This is a genomic window from Pseudoalteromonas sp. S16_S37 (assembly GCF_014694405.1).
Taxonomy (GTDB): domain Bacteria; phylum Pseudomonadota; class Gammaproteobacteria; order Enterobacterales; family Alteromonadaceae; genus Pseudoalteromonas.
The window spans coordinates 18,960-37,870 of sequence record NZ_JAAUWV010000017.1 but is presented as its reverse complement, the minus strand read 5'-3'; the positions used below and the strand labels follow the sequence as shown (position 1 = coordinate 37,870).

13 protein-coding genes are annotated in these 18,911 nt (G+C 41.9%); 9 read left to right on the top strand and 4 right to left on the bottom strand.

The window, feature by feature from the left end; all coding sequences use genetic code 11:
* Nucleotides 1-11: 11 nt before the first annotated feature.
* The 4 genes from HC733_RS09930 (at nt 12) to HC733_RS09915 (ending at nt 5,366) form a co-directional block, all read left to right on the top strand.
* Entirely contained in the window at nt 12-1,448 is a 1,437-nt protein-coding gene (locus HC733_RS09930; RefSeq protein ID WP_190364891.1) for a lytic polysaccharide monooxygenase, read from the top strand.
* Between the two features lie 118 nt (nt 1,449-1,566).
* Complete coding sequence (locus HC733_RS09925) at nt 1,567-4,026, top strand: glycosyl hydrolase family 18 protein (RefSeq protein ID WP_190364890.1); 2,460 nt, start codon at nt 1,567-1,569, stop codon at nt 4,024-4,026.
* A 190-nt stretch (nt 4,027-4,216) separates the two neighbouring features.
* A complete protein-coding gene (locus HC733_RS09920; protein ID WP_190364889.1) occupies nt 4,217-4,435 on the top strand; it encodes a DUF2798 domain-containing protein in 219 nt (72 codons plus the stop codon).
* A 154-nt stretch (nt 4,436-4,589) separates the two neighbouring features.
* On the top strand, nt 4,590-5,366 hold the full coding sequence (locus HC733_RS09915; protein WP_446727637.1) for a substrate-binding periplasmic protein: 777 nt from the start codon (nt 4,590-4,592) through the stop codon (nt 5,364-5,366).
* On the opposite strand, the gene HC733_RS09910 is transcribed toward HC733_RS09915, so the two are convergent.
* On the bottom strand, nt 5,343-6,860 hold the full coding sequence (locus tag HC733_RS09910; RefSeq protein ID WP_190364888.1) for a phospholipase effector Tle1 domain-containing protein: 1,518 nt from the start codon (nt 6,858-6,860) through the stop codon (nt 5,343-5,345). The two genes, HC733_RS09915 and HC733_RS09910, sit on opposite strands and share 24 nt — an antisense overlap.
* A gap of 124 nt (nt 6,861-6,984) precedes the next feature.
* Between HC733_RS09910 and HC733_RS09905 the strand changes: the two genes are divergently transcribed.
* The 3 genes from HC733_RS09905 to HC733_RS09895 are packed head-to-tail and all read left to right on the top strand — an operon-like array spanning nt 6,985 to nt 10,606.
* The gene (locus tag HC733_RS09905) at nt 6,985-8,940 is read left to right on the top strand and encodes a RecQ family ATP-dependent DNA helicase (protein WP_190364887.1); all 1,956 of its coding nucleotides are present in this window, start codon (nt 6,985-6,987) and stop codon (nt 8,938-8,940) included.
* A 48-nt stretch (nt 8,941-8,988) separates the two neighbouring features.
* Nucleotides 8,989-9,393 carry a hypothetical protein gene (locus HC733_RS09900; protein ID WP_190364886.1) on the top strand — a complete coding sequence of 135 codons (405 nt, stop codon included), beginning with the start codon at nt 8,989-8,991 and terminating at the stop codon, nt 9,391-9,393.
* A gap of 22 nt (nt 9,394-9,415) precedes the next feature.
* Nucleotides 9,416-10,606: an anhydro-N-acetylmuramic acid kinase gene (locus HC733_RS09895; RefSeq protein WP_190364885.1), complete on the top strand. Its 1,191-nt coding sequence runs from the start codon at nt 9,416-9,418 to the stop codon at nt 10,604-10,606.
* Between the two features lie 116 nt (nt 10,607-10,722).
* Here the strand turns inward: HC733_RS09895 and HC733_RS09890 are convergent, their stop codons facing one another.
* On the bottom strand, nt 10,723-11,253 hold the full coding sequence (locus HC733_RS09890) for a hypothetical protein (protein ID WP_190364884.1): 531 nt from the start codon (nt 11,251-11,253) through the stop codon (nt 10,723-10,725).
* A 151-nt stretch (nt 11,254-11,404) separates the two neighbouring features.
* Nucleotides 11,405-12,217: an alpha/beta hydrolase gene (locus HC733_RS09885; RefSeq protein WP_190364883.1), complete on the bottom strand. Its 813-nt coding sequence runs from the start codon at nt 12,215-12,217 to the stop codon at nt 11,405-11,407.
* A gap of 363 nt (nt 12,218-12,580) precedes the next feature.
* Between HC733_RS09885 and HC733_RS09880 the strand changes: the two genes are divergently transcribed.
* Nucleotides 12,581-15,922, top strand: a complete 3,342-nt coding sequence (locus HC733_RS09880; protein ID WP_190364882.1) for a LamG domain-containing protein — start codon at nt 12,581-12,583, stop codon at nt 15,920-15,922.
* 269 nt (nt 15,923-16,191) lie between these two features.
* Nucleotides 16,192-17,304, top strand: coding sequence for a hypothetical protein (locus tag HC733_RS09875; RefSeq protein ID WP_190364881.1), 1,113 nt, complete (start codon nt 16,192-16,194; stop codon nt 17,302-17,304).
* A 16-nt stretch (nt 17,305-17,320) separates the two neighbouring features.
* Here HC733_RS09875 and HC733_RS09870 read toward each other — a convergent pair whose 3' ends face one another.
* Nucleotides 17,321-18,649 carry a dicarboxylate/amino acid:cation symporter gene (locus HC733_RS09870; RefSeq protein WP_190364880.1) on the bottom strand — a complete coding sequence of 443 codons (1,329 nt, stop codon included), beginning with the start codon at nt 18,647-18,649 and terminating at the stop codon, nt 17,321-17,323.
* Between the last annotated feature and the right edge of the window lie 262 nt (nt 18,650-18,911).

The following is an 18,911-nucleotide window of genomic DNA, read 5'->3' as shown; positions in this document are numbered from 1 at the left end:
AGAAAACAGCGATGAACAAGATGTTAGTTAAAACCCCATTATTATTGGCGACGGTTAGCACAACATTATTAAGTACCTTAAGTTTTAATGTGAGTGCGCACGGTTTTATGGACTTTCCTAAAGCACGTCAATCAATTTGTGAGGCTCAAGGTGGCTATTGGTGGCCAGAAGATGGCTCAAATATTCCTAACCAAGCATGTAGAGCTGCATTTTTAGAATCAGGTTATGTGCAGTTTATCCAAGAGCATGAGTTTTCGGTTAATACCGGCAACTATAACGACCAAGCAGCGGTTGAAGCGAATGTGCCAGATGGCTCGCTATGTGCCGGTGGAGATAACGCAAAGCGCGGTATGAATTTGCCTTCGGCGCATTGGCAAAGTACAGAAATAACACCCAATGCCAATGGTGAGGTAGCGGTACGCTTTAGAGCAACGACGCCACACAACCCAAGCTTTTGGAAGTTTTACATCACAAAACCAGAGTTTAACAGAGCAACAGATACACTGCGCTGGGAAGACTTAGAGCTTGTTACGGAACTTGGCAATGTGGAGTTTGTGAAAGACCCTGATGGTAAACGTTTTTACGAAATGAAAGTGTCTATTCCTCAAAATAGAGTTGGGGATGCCATTTTATACACTCGTTGGCAGCGTATTGACGTAGTAGGCGAAGGTTTTTACAACTGCAGCGATATCACCATAATGCGTGATACCGGTCCTGTTAACTGGACGAGTGCAGGATATTTTGTATCTCAAGGTCAACAAGCACAAGTTGGCGATACAGTTTGGGCTCGTGTCTTTGATGGTACTGGTAAAGAGTTGGTGAGTACGTCGTTGAAGGTAACTGACTTCAATCATGGCAATTGGGCAGAACAACTTGCACAAATGCTCAACCTTGATCATGCCAGCGTTATGCAAGTCGGGGTAAAACAAACTGACAGCAAGATAGTTTTTGACCCGCAGAATTTGCTATCAAACGAAGTGTTTGTGAGTAATGAAAATTACACTTACAACCTGACTATTCAAGCTGCACCAGATAATACGCCGCCAAAAATTCATCCAACAGATCCACTCGTTATGGATGAGTTGTCAAAAGCTACTTTACATGTCCATGCGTTTGATGATGAGCAGCAAGATTTAACTTATCAATGGCAAGTGCCTAGTGAGTTGTCTTGGACTGGCTCTGGCGCAACCATTGAAATCACCGCTCCTGAAGTTTCAGCAGATTCTCAATACAGCATCACTGTAACTGTCTCTGATGGACAGTTAAGCGCCACAGCACAAGTGTCTGTAACGGTAAAAGACAGTGATCAGTCGCAATACCCTGCGTGGAGCCAAAGTAAAACCTATGTCGGTGGCGATAAAGTGTCTCATAAAGGAAAAAACTACCAAGCTAAATGGTGGACTCGTGGCGAAGAACCGGGTTCAGCATTGGTTTGGTTAGCTTTGTAAGTATGATGCACCGGTACTTTTAATAAGTATCGGTGCCAGTGTTAGTAGTAAGTTATTGGTACAACAATCATCCGCCTGAATGGGTTGGATACAACATGTAAATAAGGTTGAGAAAGTAATGAAAATAAAACATTTAACGGCCGCAGTGGCCTTAGCGATGACGTCGGGAGTTGTAATTGCAGCACCTTCAACACCAAGTTTAAGTTGGGAAGCACAGCAATATTCATTTGTTGAGGTTAACCTTGATGGACAAGGCTCTTACAAAGATTTAGTTAAGGCCAAAGACCAAGTTAACATCAGCATCAAATGGAATGCGTGGAGTGGTGATGGTGGTGATGGCTACAAAGTGTTTTTTGACGATAAACTCGTTAATGAAGGTTCTTTACATGCAGGTACTAAAAGCGGTGTAATCGAGTTCCCTTACACCAGCTCTGGCCGTCACACTTTGTATGTTGAACTATGTGAAGGAAGTGCGTGTGCTCGCAGTGCTGGCAAGCCGATTGTGATTGCAGATACAGATGGTGGTCATTTAAATCCACTGCCAATGAATGTTAATCCGAATAATAAAAACTATGGTATTAACCCAAGTTATGTAACGGGTGCATACTTTGTTGAATGGGGCATTTATGGTCGTAACTTTGATGTTACAAAGATCCCTGCTCAAAACTTATCACACTTACTTTATGGCTTTATTCCAATTTGTGGTGCGAACGAGTCTCTTAAAGAGATAGAAAACGGTAATAGCTGGCGTGCATTGCAAAAGGCGTGTGCGGGCTCTGCAGACTATGAAGTGGTTATCCACGACCCTTGGGCGGCTGTTCAAAAAGCGTTACCTGGTGTTGATTCTAAAGACCCTATAAGAGGTACTTATGCGCAGTTAATGGCGCTGAAGCAGCGTTATCCAGATCTTAAAATTCTACCTTCAGTGGGTGGTTGGACTCTATCAGATCCATTCCACGGCTTTACCAATAAAGCGAACCGCGATACGTTCGTCGCATCAATGAAAAAGTTCCTAAAAACTTGGAAGTTCTACGATGGTGTTGATATCGACTGGGAATTCCCAGGTGGTGGCGGTCCAAATGGTAACTTAGGTGACCCAGTTAACGATGGTCCTGCATACGTAGCACTGATGCAAGAGTTGCGTGCAATGCTTGATGAGCTTGAAGCAGAAACGGGCCGTCAGTATCAATTAACATCGGCTATTGGTACTGGTTACGACAAGATTGAAGATGTGGACTATCAAGCAGCTTCACAGTATATGGATTACATCTTCGCCATGACGTATGACTTCTACGGTGGTTGGAATAATGTGACGGGTCACCAAACAGCATTGTACTGTGGCTCACACATCAGCACTGATGAATGTAACGGCACAGGCGTTGACGATAATGGCGAGCCACGTAAAGGCCCTTCATATACTGCTGACAATGCAATTAAACTACTATTAGCTCAAGGTGTTAACTCTAAAAAACTCGTAGTGGGTGCGGCGATGTATGGCCGTGGTTGGGAAGGTGTAATGGAAGCCAACGCCACGATTCCAGGCAATCCTATGACTGCACCAGGTAACGGTAAGTTTAAAGGTTCTACAACAGAAGGTGTTTGGGAGCCAGGTATCATGGATTACAAAGGGATTGTTGCAAACCTACTTGGTCCAAATGGTACTGGTATCAATGGTTTTGAAGCCGGTTATGATGAGCAAGCTGAAGCCGCTTATGTGTGGAACCGCAGTAATGGCAAGTTACTAACCTTTGATAGCCCGCGCTCTGTTAAGGCGAAAGGCGGCTACGTAAAAGTAAATGACTTAGGTGGTCTATTTGCATGGGAAATTGATGCTGATAATGGTGATATCTTAAATGCAATTCACGATGGACTTGCAGGGTCTGTGCCGCCTAACCGTGCGCCAGTTGTATCTGTTAATAGCCAAGTAACTATCGCTAATGGTGGTACTGCAACTGTGACTGCTAGTGCAACAGATGCAGATCGCGATCCACTCACATACTCTTGGAGTGCAGATGCAGCGCTAAGCTTAGCAAATGCAAATACTGCAAGTGTCGTTGTAACGGCTCCTACACTGACTTCTGATGCAAACTACACATTAACGGTCACGGTATCTGATGGCACGGTTTCTGTTTCAAAAGATGTCACTGTGACAGTAAGCACATCACCAAATAGTGCGCCAGTACTTGCACCTATTGCCGATGTGAGTGTAGAAGAAAATATGTCGGTGAATGTTAATGCTGTGGCAACTGACGCAGATAACGATACATTAACCTATACGTGGAATGTACCAGCTGGCCTTTCAGTATCTGGTTCAGGCGCAAGCGTAAGTCTAAGTGCGGGTGAAGTATCGCAAGATACAACCTACACAGTGTCAGTGTCGGTATCAGATGGTACTGCAAGCGTGTCAAAGTCGTTCCAAGTGACCGTAACAGATAAATCTGGTCCAGTAGATACATGGGATCGTAACAAGGTTTATGTCGGTGGTGATACGGTAGTATATGGTGGTAAAAACTACCGTGCTAAATGGTGGACGCGTGGTGAAGAACCAGGCAAAGCACTAGTATGGCAAGCATTGTAATATCAAGGCTGTATACCTGAAACGGTTGACTCAAGGATGAGCATGGCCAATTAAAGCTAACACGACGCCAATCGAATGATTGGCGTTTTTTTGTTTAATGGTAAAGGATTGCCTGTGCTCAAGCGATAGGCTTATAATCATCGGCGATTGTTACGTTATATGTGATTATGTTCATTCGATAGAGCGTTTTATGCCTACTTTAACACACCGTATTATTTTTACACTTTTACTGTCTTTTTTCTTATCCGTTTTGATGACCCTTTGGGTTACCTATATCAATCTAGGAGTAAGTTCACACTTTTTACTTGATTGGGGAAAAGCATTTATATTAGCTTGGCCAGCGGCTGCTGTAATCTCATTTTTTAGCGCGCCTATAGCACAAAAATTAACAACTAAATTAATATCTTAGATATAAAGTTGTTCGCCTTCATATTGCTTTTTTGATAGTCTATTTCCACGTAATACAGACGCCAAAATGTCTGGTTTCTGCTCTCTTCGTTGGTAATATTTTAGTATTACTCCATACTAAATTGAGCGTTCTTGGTTACGGTTGATATATTAAGTTGTATTACAAATCCTGTTTCATCTTACTGATTTTTGTTTCTCTTCAATGTTTTGGCTGTGAGCGAACATTTAAAGTTGGCGTAGGTACTTCATGGCCTCCCTACGTGATGTATGACGGGGAGCGATATTATGGTATGGATATAGAAGCCACTCAATCAATCTTCAATCAAGCTGGCTTGTGTATTAACTTTGTTAGGTTACCATCCTCTGCGCGTGGCATAACGGAGCTTGAAAAAGGTTTTATTGATATCCTTCCTTCTGCTAGTTACAACGAGCAAAGAGCAAAAATAGCCTATTTTAGTGCTGAATATAGGCGTGAAAAAATGCGGCTGTTTACACTGACAACAATGGATGAAGTGGAAAATTTATCGCAATTGTTTACGAAAGGGTATTTGTTTACCGCCAATCCTGGTGCGTATTATGGCGAAGAATTGGCCGATATATTACGAGTTGAACGCTTCAAAGATAACTATTTTGAAGTGGCAAGTTTATCGCAGCGCATGGAACTAGTGCGCCGAGGCCGAGTAGATTTTCTTATAGAAGATGAAGCAAGTGGAGTGTATTACAAGTATTTGTTGGGGTATCAACAACTGCGTATTCACCCTTATATTGTGCACGACAATGGCATTTACTTTATGCTTAACAAAGATGCGTTTAATCCAGAGCAAATTGCCCTGATAAACAGGGCAATTGTTGCTGCAGACAAACAACTAAAAATGATTGAACAGAAGTACCTAACGCAGTTAGAACCGCTATCCCAAGCGCACCACTTCTAATTCTATTGCTCCAAGGTTTAGTCCATAATCACAGCATATATCGTTGGCAAAGGGCGTAAACTCACCATGTTGGTTGACTTTAATATCGCCACCACCATTAAGAGAAAAAGCTAAACTATCATTGGCATTAATGCAGCCAACTAATGAAAACCACGGGCGTCCTGGTAAGCGTTTATATGGCTCCATAAGTTCCATTGGCAGCTGTTTAACGCCGACGGTTCGGTTGCCTCGTTGCCAACCGCTAGCCGTAACTTTCATATCTCTATCAAACCAAAATTGCTCATCGATTGGGTTAATACGATATGTTGCGCCTTTTTCTAACCAAAGTCCGGTGTGGTTGTAAGGTTCACAAGCAAACACTTTAACACGCATCTTCTCACCGACTTGCAGAATATTAAGTTGCTGATTAGGAAGTTCAATATGTGGATTAATTCCCTTACATTTTAGTAGTTCACCATTGGCATATTCTAAACGGTGTAGCAGCCCTTTGAGTGACTCAGGGCGATAGCTACTGCTGCTGTAAATACGCTTTGCGACGCTATGGTGAATGATAGGCGGGATATCGCTGACTTGGTTATTTTGCATTACAACGCACAGTCTATTGGTTGCTTTGAAGTTTATATTACCCCAGAAGTAGTCGTGCTGATGGCTTGGCGCAAGGGCATCGGGCTTAATTGCTAAGTCATCTGCATCAATTAGCAATTCTCCGTCATGTGGTAATAAGTCTGCGTAGTTAACTTGTTCTCGAGTGAGTAAATTGACCTTGAGAGGTTGTACGAGCAACCACTCAAGGGTGTATCGCAAGCAGATATCTGAAAGGCCACTGCGGTAAAAGCCACCACCGATGTCTGAATGACTACCGGCAAACCAAAGTTCGTGAACGTGTGGCGCATGATTAAATAAGGTCGCTTCAAACGCCCTTCGTTTGTCGTCCAGGCTTACACAATGCAGCGCTGCTGAGACATTATTGGCGACATCATGATCAGTAAATATTACATGCTCGGTACCACAGGCCGCTTTGGTGATTTTACTAAAGCCAATGGATGCGATGGTATCAAAAACACATAAGAATACATTGCTGCTGATATGTTTTTCAAGGCATTTAGCAAATCGCCTTGCCAATGCGGCTCCGCGACTAAAACCAATGAGTAAAACTTGAGCGCCATTTTCATAATGATTTTCAAAATCTTTCATTGCTTGAGATAAAATACTGGCAACGTCACTGCTTTGTGGTGCAAGTATTTGATTTAATATTTTTTTAACGGCGCTACCTTGATTGCCTACACCGCTATAGTAAAAGCACTTTTGATTTGCAAAGTGACTTTGTGCATCAGGATGTATTCGCCCGCCAAGTAATAAATGTAATTTCAGTACATTACTTATTTCACAATCTTCTTTAAATTGTTCCGCACTATACTGCTGTGCATCACGAGGCTCGCTACCTGTACCGTCAAAACTGAAAACCAATAGGGAAGGGGTGGAAGGATTAGACATGGTTTTATCCTCTTATACACAGTGATGATTTGCTAAATCGCACAATATTGGCGCATTAGCGTTAATGCTAAACACAAAATATGATACTTTTAAGTCAAGTAATTACACCAATCGAGGCCTCCCCATGGAGCACGGACAGCAGTTGCTAGAAAGCTTATCGCAACATTTTGGTTTTGCCAGTTTTCGACCAGGACAATCGCAAACTATTTCTCAGTTATTAGCAGGTCACTCATCGCTTGCTATTTTTCCAACGGGTTCAGGTAAGTCTTTGTGTTATCAATTAAGTGCCCTACATTTGCCCCACCTAACGCTGGTGGTGTCGCCTTTGCTAGCATTGATGCACGATCAGGTGATGTTTTTGAACAGCAAAAATATCAGCGCGGCAACATTAGACTCCAGCCAGTCCAGTGAGCAAAGCCAAGCGGTTATGCAGGGAGTTAGCTGTGGAGAGATAAAAATTTTGATGGTGTCGGTAGAGCGTTTTAAAAATGAACGTTTTCGTGAGTTTATCAAACAAATCAAAGTATCAATGATGGTGGTGGATGAAGCCCACTGTATTTCAGAGTGGGGACACAACTTTAGGCCAGACTATTTAAAGCTGCCAGATTATCGGCGTGAACTGAATATCCCCTTGGTGCTTTTGTTAACGGCAACAGCAACCAAAAAAGTTAAGTTTGATATGGCTAAACGCTTTGATATTTTGCCTGAGCACATTGTACAGACGGGCTTCTATCGACCGAATTTAGACTTATCGGTGCTCAGTGTTAAAGAGTGCGATAAGCTGCCAACTTTATTGCAATTGGTGCGACGCTATCAAGGTGCTGGCATTGTGTATGTGACATTGCAGCAACAAGCAGAGCAGGTTGCAAAGCAACTGCAAGCCGCGGGTTTGAAAGCGGCACCTTACCATGCTGGGTTAAAGGATGAACTGCGCATGAGCGTGCAACAGCAGTTTATGGCCAATGAAATTCAAGTTGTTGTTGCCACAATTGCTTTTGGGATGGGCGTGGATAAGTCAGACATCCGTTTTGTGATACATCATGACTTACCCAAATCAATTGAAAACTATAGCCAAGAAATTGGTCGCGCTGGTAGAGATGGTGCACAAGCATATTGTACGGTGCTAGCCAATTTAGATGGAGTAGCAACGGTTGAAAACTTTGTGTATGGCGACACGCCAGAGCGAAGTGGCATTGAAACGGTAATTTCAAGATGCTTAGAAGAGCAGGTGAACGGCAAATGGGAGCTACAAGAACTACCGCTTTCTAAAGCCAGCAACATCCGTATACTGGCTTTGAAAACCTTGTTGGTTCAGCTGGAGCTATTGGGCGCTATCAACGCTAAATATTCTTATTATGCAGATTTTAGATTCAAGTTTATTACCAATCAGGCAAAATTACTCTCCAAATTTGATTCTGCAAGACAGGTATTTTTGCGACAAATTTTTGCTCATACGCAGTTTAAAAAAGTATGGGGAACTGTTGATATGCAGGCCCTTGTTGGCTCAGGTGTTGATAGGCAAAGAGCAGTCACAGCCCTCGATTATCTACATCAACAAGGCCTAATTGAGCTTGAGAGCAAGCGTATGGTACAGGTTTATCAAGTCAATCTACAAACACTCAGCGAGCCCAATCTTGTAGATACTTTATATTCCTACTTTAAAGACAAAGAGCAAGCAGAACTAAAACGCATTGCGGCAATGTTACGTTTTTTCGAACTTGATCGCTGTTTGAGTGCCAATTTAGCGTATTATTTTGATGACCACGATGTGCCAACTCATTGTGGGCACTGCAGTGTATGTAAAGGGCGGGTGGCTTCGTTAACGCGCAGCCAAGTCATTAACTTGCCTGTTGATGAAGTATTGCGTAACTATGTGTTTGCACTGCAAAAACATTTACGCCAAGGTGGTATTGTGGCTAGTAAAGACACCATTATCCGCTTTTTAGCCGGGGTGACCACGCCATTTATTAGTCAATACAAGCTTAAGCAATTGCCGGGTTTTGCATGCTGTGAAGGGCTACGTTTCTTAGAAATATCCAGTAAGGTTACACAGTTAGCGCTGGTCCACGATACAAATTAGTATTTAGCTCAGGGAGCATTCATCATCATTGAGTTTTTGGAGAACACTATGAAGTCTATACTATTATTCGTTTTATTGTTAATCAGTTATCAGATACAAGCGCAAGACTCGGTGTATATGTTTGATAATAGCGTTGCAAAGTTGCCCAGCAATGCATTTAGCAATGAGGCACGTAAATATCCTAAAGAGGGGGATTTTATGGTGCACGCTTTTTTTCCTATGAGCACTGAACAAGGTGACAGAGCGGCCTTAGTCACCATTAAAAATATCAGCAGTGGTAAACGCTTTTTTGAAAACACCCATGTAATGGCGCTATTGGCCGATGGTCAGCGCATTACACCGCTAATGAATGCCGATAAATACACGCTAGGTGGTAACGAAACCTTAACGTTGACATTAGAGTTTGGTCGTCACAATTACCCCATTGTGAGCCTGTACACTTCAAACGATTAACAACATGAGTAAATAACAAGTCATGCATCCACATATTAAAAAACTTTATCAAAGTGCCGGCAAAGCTGAACGCTTGATCATAGGGTTAATGAGCGGCACGTCTTTAGATGGGTTGGATGTGGCCTTATGCCGTATCAGCGGCCATGGCCGTCATACCCATGTGACCGTTGAGGCATTTACAACCTGTGATTATCCACAAAGCGTGAAAGACAAAATAACCCGTGTGTTTGCAAAACAAACGGTAAGCCTTGAGTACCTCACCTTGTTAAATCCCTGGCTTGGACAATATCATGGTCAGCTTATCAATCAATGTTTAGCAAATTGGCAAGTGAACCCTCAAGACATAGATGTGATAGCTAGTCATGGACAAACGATATTTCACTGTCCAAAGCATCAACATGGTTACCATGAGTTTGGTAATGCTACCTTGCAAATAGCTGATGCTGATCATATTGCTGTTACAACGGGTATAACAACGGTCTCAGACTTTAGACAAAAACACATTGCAGCAGGAGGAGAAGGTGCGCCGCTTGCGCAATATGGTGATTATTATTATTTTGCCAGTGATGATGAAAATCGTATTTTGTTAAATATGGGTGGCATAGCAAATCTAACCTACTTGCCAAAAGCTGCGCAGATTAATGATGTTGTATGCAGTGACTTAGGCCCTGGCAATACGCTTATGGACGCATACATGCGTATGCATTTTGCTAAGCCCTTTGATGATAAAGCAACCGTCGCACTGCAAGGCAAAGTAAATAAACCGCTTCTTAATGAGCTATTAAGTGAAGCATTTTTTAAACTCGATTTGCCAAAAACCACGGGTCCGGAAGTTTTTAACCTAGATTTATTAACTCAAGCCCAAGCACAAAGCCAAACACAAAACCTGTCTCATCAAGACGTCATGGCTACACTCAGTGCTTTATCCGCACATATAATTGCACAGCATATTAATGAGTTAGCGAGCACAGAAACAACGGTATATTGCAGTGGTGGGGGCGTACATAATCCTTGGTTAATGACCCAAATACAACAGCAACTGGGCGCACATATTAGCTTTAAAGGGAGTGATGTTTTAGGCATTCATCCAGATGCGAAGGAAGCAGTGTTGTTTGCGATGCTCGCCAATGAATGTTTAGCTGGAGAGCAAACAAAACGACCACTCACTTCTACACCCAGTGTGACAATGGGTAAAGTCAGCTTTGCAGATTAACCTGAACTTGGGATAATGCAAATGAACCAGCAAATTATATCAATCCATTACCAGAATAGGCTATGCCAGTGCTCTAGAATGTCACTTATCCCAAGTCTAAGTTAACTAACGAGTGCTTAAAAAATAGCAAGTAACGACGCCATTAGATTGCTGGTATGGCGTTTTAATGCCGAAGCCATAGAGCTTGATATCAGCGGTACCTTGTGCGTAGGTAACTCATCACTTTGCACCGAGCTGTTAATATATGCGTTATATTCAACCGAGTTTTTTACCATACCATGACGCCCGATCAAGCTTAGCTGCACAATATACTCGCCTGACTCACCATGACCTTTAAGCAGTAAACTTTGGTGACCTGTTTCGAGCGCTTGTTTAGTTAATGGGGATTCGGCGCTAAAGCTTGCATAACGCGCTTGCACAGGCGTTGCATATAAGGCAATCACATCTCCTAGTTGAGCATCAAAAGGTAGCTCACATAAAAATGACAATCCTAAGGAGTGGTAATCAAGCTTTAGCGTATCGTACTGCAATGCATGCTGACACGCTTGATCTTCAGCATGTTCATCTAAGGCACGAGCAGAAAAACTCAGCAGTACTGGTGGTTGTGTCATGGTCAAAAATAATGGTTGATTTAAAGTGGGGCGCATTATTGCGCAATTAAATGACAGTTTTATGACTTTGTTTGCAACAATAAACAAAAATGTAGCGATTTTTCACTGTCTTGTTAATTTTATAGGGACTTGATAGAGTTTATACTCTAAGCATAATGCTCACACCGGCTTGCTGTGAGCACATTGACTACTGATAATTGATAGTGTTAAACGCGTCGTACACTGCCAAATGTAACGTATCACCATGACTAAGCTGTGAAAACTGATTAAATTTGAGCTGTGTTTTATCTTTTAGCTTAGGTGATATTTTTTGATAAAGCGCTTTTGCAACACGCTCCATAACGTCACCCTCTTTACCTACACCAATATACACTGACTGCGGAAAGTGCTTTGGTTCAAACTTGCTGGCAAGTAAAGACTCATCATCCCACCAAAGACTTGGGCTTATGATCACATAATGATCAAACATCTGTGTGTGGTTAAATAAAATCTCGCTCGCTAACAATCCCCCTAAAGATTGCCCTATGAGGGTAGACGTTGAATTGGTGCGGTATTGTTTATTAACTAAAGGACGGAGTTCTTCATCTAAGAATCGAATAAAGTTTTTGGCACCACCATGTGTGGGCAGCTCTTTTTTATCTAGCGCATTATTACTTGGGGTAGTGAAGTCATGTTTTCTATCTATGTTACTTATCCCCACAACAATACTCTTGGGCAAAATATTTAACCAGGGAAAATTGGTAAACTGTACTAACCCGGCAATATGAATAAAGTCTTCATCCTTAGAGCCATCAAGTAAGTAGATAACTGGGTATGTTGTACTTTTATCCTCATCGTAACCATCCGGTAAATAGACGTTGATTAAACGAGATTGATTTAACATCTTTGATTCAAATGCCATTGAGTGTGCAAACTCAAAGGGCTTAATTATTACGTCGTCATTTGCAGTGACAGAAAAAGCCATAACGAGGCTTATAAGCTTAATTATTGTTTTGACCATGTTTGCTCCTTGCGCAGGCAATGGTTGAATTTTGTTCCACTTGATGATGATAAAAAAAGCGTACCGATTTGTATAGTAACAGTGAAACTAGTTTTCTCATCCTTACTTCGTATTTTTGTATTGGCAATAATTTGGCGTATTTTTTGACAGTTACTAATTAAATGTTGTTATTAATAAAATCATATTTATTTCGCTTGTCTTTGGTTTTATTAATGTTATCTTACAATTTATATCCATATAAAATGTAGGTGTATGTCACGCGCTTTGTTAAGATTATTCAGATAAGTACAATTTAAGGAATAAAAAATCTAAAAATGATGAGTTGTTTACCAATAAAGCAACTTTAATACAAAAGGATTGAAAATGGCTTTATCTAAATATCAACTAGCATTTTTAGCAGCAGGCCTTGTTTGTGCGCCGTTGACAAGTGTCGCTCAGATGTACCGAGTAACTTTTAGCGGTCACGTCAGCGAAGTGAATGATCCACATCAGCTCGTTACGAATACGATTAAACAAGGTGGCGTCATCTCAGGTGAATATTGGTATGACGACCAAATGCATGATTTGAGCGCAAATCCAAATTACACAGCGCAATCAACTTCTGCTGGTATTCGTTATCAAGCCTCAGTTGATGGTTTGAGTCTAAGCATGGATAAACACAGTCCATCACTTAGAGTTGTAATTGAACCTGAGCATGCCGGCTCATATCTAATTATGCCCGATAATATTACGGCGAATAACCAGCTCTCTGTGCGCGCAAATGATTTGTATATGGAGTTTGAAGCCAATAACAATCCGGTCGGCAGTACATTACTTGAACCGACGTTTGAGCAATGGTTGTCGCATAACTTTTATTTGCGCTTATTTGATCAGTCAGTCCCTGGCAGTGAGATAAACAATACACGCATTGATGGGGTGCTCACAGCTTTAAAAACAGAGCCACTGTGTACAGCGTTGAACACTGTGACATTGAGCGATAGTGAGAGAATTACTGTTGATGGTCGCCTCGCCAGCGTAAATGGTAAAGGCAATGAGCAGCTTAACCCGTCAGAATTACTGACTCCTGGTGCGGTCTTGTGTGTTAAAGGTGCACCTAGTGGTGCAAGTAATGAGTTAAGAATTGAAAACGTAGCTGGCAGTGCCGATGCGCCAATTACGCTTATCAACACGGGCGGTCAGGTTGTTTTCAAAAACCGTGATAATAGTGGTTATATCGATACCGCACTTGAGGTGTTAAATAGTCAGCATTTACGGATCACGGGCTCTGGTAATCAGGCTTATCAATATGGTTTTACAGTCGATGGCCGAGTTGGCACAGTTCGCAAGGGCGTGAGTTATTATAAACGCAGCAGCGACATAGAAATGGATCATTTTGAGGTTGGATATACAACCCAATCAGGCGTTAATTTAAAAACCTTTAGCAATTGTTCTGATGGCTCTGTCCCCGCAAGGTATGCAGAACAAAATGAAACGCCGCAGTTCTATGATGCGTACAATGAGCCGCTAGTGTTGCACGATACGCCTGAGCAATATCAAAAAGAGCATATGCACGATTACAACAATGATGGTGCGATAGATCAGCTTGACGCAAGCGGTCGCAATGAGATGGCTTTTTACAATGCGAGTATCCATCACAATTATATTCATAATACGGGTACTGAGGGTATGTACATAGGCTCCAATGGTAGCTACCGATTGTATAAAGCCACACAGCACCCAGACCCTTTTCATTTACCGGGTTCAGGTATGGGAGATAATGAAAGAAGGATCTGCCAATATTACCAAGCACCTGATAAACAACAGCAAGTTGCATTTGGTGATTATAACGAACCAATGGCAGGTCAGTTGGTTGGCGTAAAAATATACAGTAATCAGGTGGATAGAACCGGTTGGGATTCGATCAATGTAAAATCGAGTGCCGTATCGTGTGAGATATTCGACAACCATGTTACTAATTTCTCTACTAAAAACTATGATCGTGACCAAATAGGCGCGATTAGCCTGCAAACCAACACCTATTGTGATGTCTATCGCAATACGCTCGAAGGTGGTGATGAGGGGGGATATGGCTTAGGAATACATGCGCCAACGATTGGCGGTGTTATTGCCAACAATGTTATCAAAGGCGCGGGTAAAGGCGGTCGATATGGTAAAGAAGCGGCTATTCAAGTGCGTTTTAATACTGAAGATGACCATCATAAAATGTATGATGAGCGCGATCAGCATATTCCATGGCAACAGATTTACGCGGGCAAATCTCATAATGTGATCAACAACACCATCATAGATGCCGTTAAAGAGAGTGTTGATTTTAGAATGTACCGAGAAACACACTCGATAGCTAATAACTTAATTATCCCAGCTGATACGCCAATGTATGTAGCGGGGGATGTAGTGGTTGTGAGTAACCTTAATACTTCATCGACTGTACTTGAAGTAGGTACCAGCCTACCTTACGCCCTTGCCAGTGGCACAGCTGCTGTAAATACTGGCACCGATATGGCCAATGATTTTGGTATTGACGGCACTAGACTTACGAAAGACTTGGTTAATGTTACCAGACCTCTACAAGGTGCCTATGATATCGGTGCACTTGAGTATGTAACGTTAAGGGTGTTAGCCAATAGTGGTGGGCGTGTCGTAAGTAACCCTAATGGTATTGAATGTCCGACAACGTGTGGACATGCTTTTGCTGAGGATCAATTGATCACTTTATTTGCGATTGCAGACAGCGATCACGACTTCTTGGGCTGGGATGGGTGCGATCAGGTTGTCGACGGTCGTTGTGAAGTCACAGGACATAAGATAGTGACTGCTAATTTTGCCCCTAAATTTGTCAGGATCAGTACTTTTGCTGATGAAAATGGTGATATTACTCCAAATGGCCCAATCTCTGTTGCTCGTGGAGCACAGCAAGTGGTTACTATGGTGCCAGCTCCTTTACACAAAGTAGTGTCATTAAGTGTTGATGGTGAACCAGTCGAGCCAGTACAGCAATATACTTTTGATAACTTAACAGCGCATCACGTCATTGAAGCGCGTTTTGGTTTTGACCAAAGTTATGCGCACTTGGTGTCATTACAGCTGGATGAAATGGCGGGTAATGTAGCAGTAAATAGCGGTGCATTAACTAGCGTGAATGGCATAGTCGAAGGAGCAACTTGGACTGCTGATGGTTATCAACAAGGCGCTTTACACTTTGATGGTGATGACTATGTCAACTTAGGTAGCCATGAGCTGATGGATGTAGACCCTGCACAGCATAGCTTTACGGCTACATTATGGTTTAGAACCACAACAAGTGGTGCCTTGATCTCTAAAGTTAAAAACTCTACCTCAGAAATCCAGTTTTATCTTTTTGCAGGAAGCAATGGAGCGCTGTATAGCCGGGTTGGCGTTGAGGGAAATACTTATCGAACCATTCGTAGCGATAAAGATACCATTGATGATGGCCAATGGCACTTTGCTGCTTTGGTAAATGATCACACCAAGAACGAGTTTACGTTATATCTTGATGGTCAAAAATTAGGCTCTAAGTTATCAGGCTTGATGCCAAGTAATGGTATGGATATCTTGATTGGAGCAAGGCGCGATGGTGATAATCAGAGCACGAGTAATCACTTCGATGGTGATATCGACAATGTCGGCTTTTATAAAAAGGCGCTAACAAACGAAGAAGTTCAAGCGCTTTTCACGGGTAACTAATCGAAACAGACAAAGCCGGAGTTGCTCTGGCTTTGTCTTTCTTACCTGCCACGCGAGCCCTTGGTCATAGGGCTTGCGACTTGCGTTTAAATTAAAGCCTTCTATTTTATCTCATAAAAGCAATATATTTCATTGAGTTGTAGTAATGTCTACTCACTAAACATACTTTTGAATAAAATTGTTCACCTACGTTTATGTTCATTTATGTCTTGTTATGTATACTAACCATAATAGTGCATAAACAGTCATAACCAGCTGGGTGAAAAATTATGAAAAAGGTAAATTGGCATTTTCAGCGCAAAGCTTTAGCCGAGTCTTATTTACAAACTGTGTATCAAGGTGCGATGAGCCGCATTGCACTATTAGACGTAAGGCGCACAGGCAAAACAACGTTTTTACTTAAAGATCTATATCCAATTGCCTTGGAAAATGGTTTTATCCCCGTTTATATCAATCTTTGGGGAGAGCCCGATAGCCCAACGCTTGCGATTACTCAGGCTCTGCATAATACCCTTAATGCACTCAATGAGACTGTTAAAGGAAAGCTCAGCGAACTTGCTAATAGTGAGATCAAAAAGCTTGAGGTGGGTAACAATGTATTTGGTAAAGCAACCATTGAATTTAGTGACAAAAATGCCCATAAGCCCAGTGAATCTGAGCTATTCAAAATAGGCCAACTAGTCGAAGCGTTGTTCAATAAATGTGGCGATAAGGCGCTGATCATCATTGATGAAATTCAACACCTTGCTTCTTCAGATAAGTTTTTAAGCGTGCAGCATGCACTGCGCACCGCACTTGATACTTATAGTGATATTTGTGTGGTGTTTGCGGGCTCTAGTCGCTCGGGCGTTAATGCCATGTTTTCTGATAAAGACAAGCCCTTTTATGACTCTGCATTTATGATTGACTTTCCTCGCTTGGGCGAAGAGTTTGTAAAGCATTGTTGTGACACGTTAAGAACGCATTTTGATTTAAACTATGACGCACTTGCAGTGAATGAGTTTTACGAAGAAATAGATAAATCGCCATTTTGGATGATGAAGCTGATGACCTATTTAATGGCGCATAAAGCGTCTTTAACCGAGGGAACAGACTATATCAAAGCGTTGATGATCCAAGACGGCGACTTCGAAGGACTTAAAAAACGTTTAAGAGATTTAGATATCGAAATACTGCGATTGATCAGACAAGAAAAAACGGCATTATATAGCGCTCAGATGGTGGAGTATCTGTCTACAAAAGTGGCCACGGAGGTGACGACTTCAGCAATTCAAACCAGCGTAAAAAAGCTAAAAGGAATGGAAATTATCTCGCAATACGCAGACAAATATTATATTGAATCACCTGGTTTTATCAGATATTTAGAGGCTAACAGCCCCTAAATATCTGAGTTTGGCCTTAAGCTTGTGTTGATGTGGGTGTAACTGGGTGAGCGTGCATATCAATGTCTTCACCCAATAAGCGATTCATGACAACGCAGGCTGTTAAGTCGCCCGTGACATTGAGCACAGTCCTACACATATCCAAAATACGGTCTACACCCAGAATAAGCGCAATACCAGCGGCTGGGATCCCAAAGTTAGCTAGCACAGAAGCTAAAATAACAATACCAACCCCAGGTGTACTGGGAGAGCCGATTGAAGCCCCAACCGTTGTTAATATCAGTAAGATAATTTGGTTATCTGACAACTGAACACCAAATACTTGGGTTAGAAAAATCGCGGCAACGACTTGATATAAGGCTGTCCCATCCATATTGATGGTGGCGCCCAAAGGTATAATAAATTGCGAGATGGGTTTTTTAACACCCAGTTCTATTTCGGCCGTTCGCATAGAAAGAGGCATAACCGCGGCAGAGCTTGAGGTTGAAAATGCCAACAGCTGAGCACTTCTTATTGCACTTAAAAATTTTAACGGTGAGATTCTGCCCACCACTTTTGCTATCACAAGGTAGGCGAGCAGCAATATCAGTAGGCCAACAAGCACGGTGCCAACATAAGCCGATACGCCAATGAGCGCGTCAATGCCAATTCTAATTGTAATGTCACACAGTAAACCAAATACTGCAAATGGGGCTAAAAACATAGCCCAGTTTACAATTCGCAGTGACAGAGATTGTGCAGCCTGTGTTATCTCAAGTAGCAATGTTTTTTGTTTGAGCGATAACGTAGTCAAAGCAATACCAATAAAACAAGCGTACATTACTACCGCGAACATATCTCTATCTAGCGTTGAACGCGTGATGTTCTCTGGAATGATAGAAACGACTCTATCTGGCAGCGTTTTAGTCTCTAGTTGACTTATCTGAACGTTATCAGTTTGAGTGCTTATATTGGTAAGTAACTGGTTGTCGACATAATTACCAGGTTCCATAATCGTCACGACCATTAAGCCAATAAGGACAGCAACAAAAGTGGTCAGTACAAAATAAGGGAAGATTCTGATCCCGACCTTTTTTAAAAAGCTGGTATCTTTATTACCCGCTACCCCCAGTATTATCGAAGAGAGCACCAAGGGGATCACCACCATTTGAATAAGTGCCAAAAACACTTTACCTGGCAGCGCAACCCATTGGGCAATTTGCTCAGCAACTGGGGCACTCACAAGGGCTGCACCTTTTGGGGAAAGCAGCAAACCAAGGCTTACGCCAAGCACCAGTGCAATAATGATCTGTAACCACAAACGCTTGCGATTTAATAAATGCTCTATTGAGAAATGAGATGTCATGTTCTTTCCTTGTTGAGACTGAAACTTAACATTAGCAATGTATGTACGGTTATAGCTTGATACGCATCAAGCCAAGTTTATTTGCTCGTATAGTGTAAGCAAAAAAAATATAAATGATGATTATAATGGCGAGTAAAAATAATATTTTATTTGTTTTATTTATTTTAACTTCTTGTATATCATTTTGTGGTTTTATTTGCGAGAGATTTTAAAAGCGATAAATGCATTATTGATTTTAATTTAATTTTAAGTGTGAGAGGTT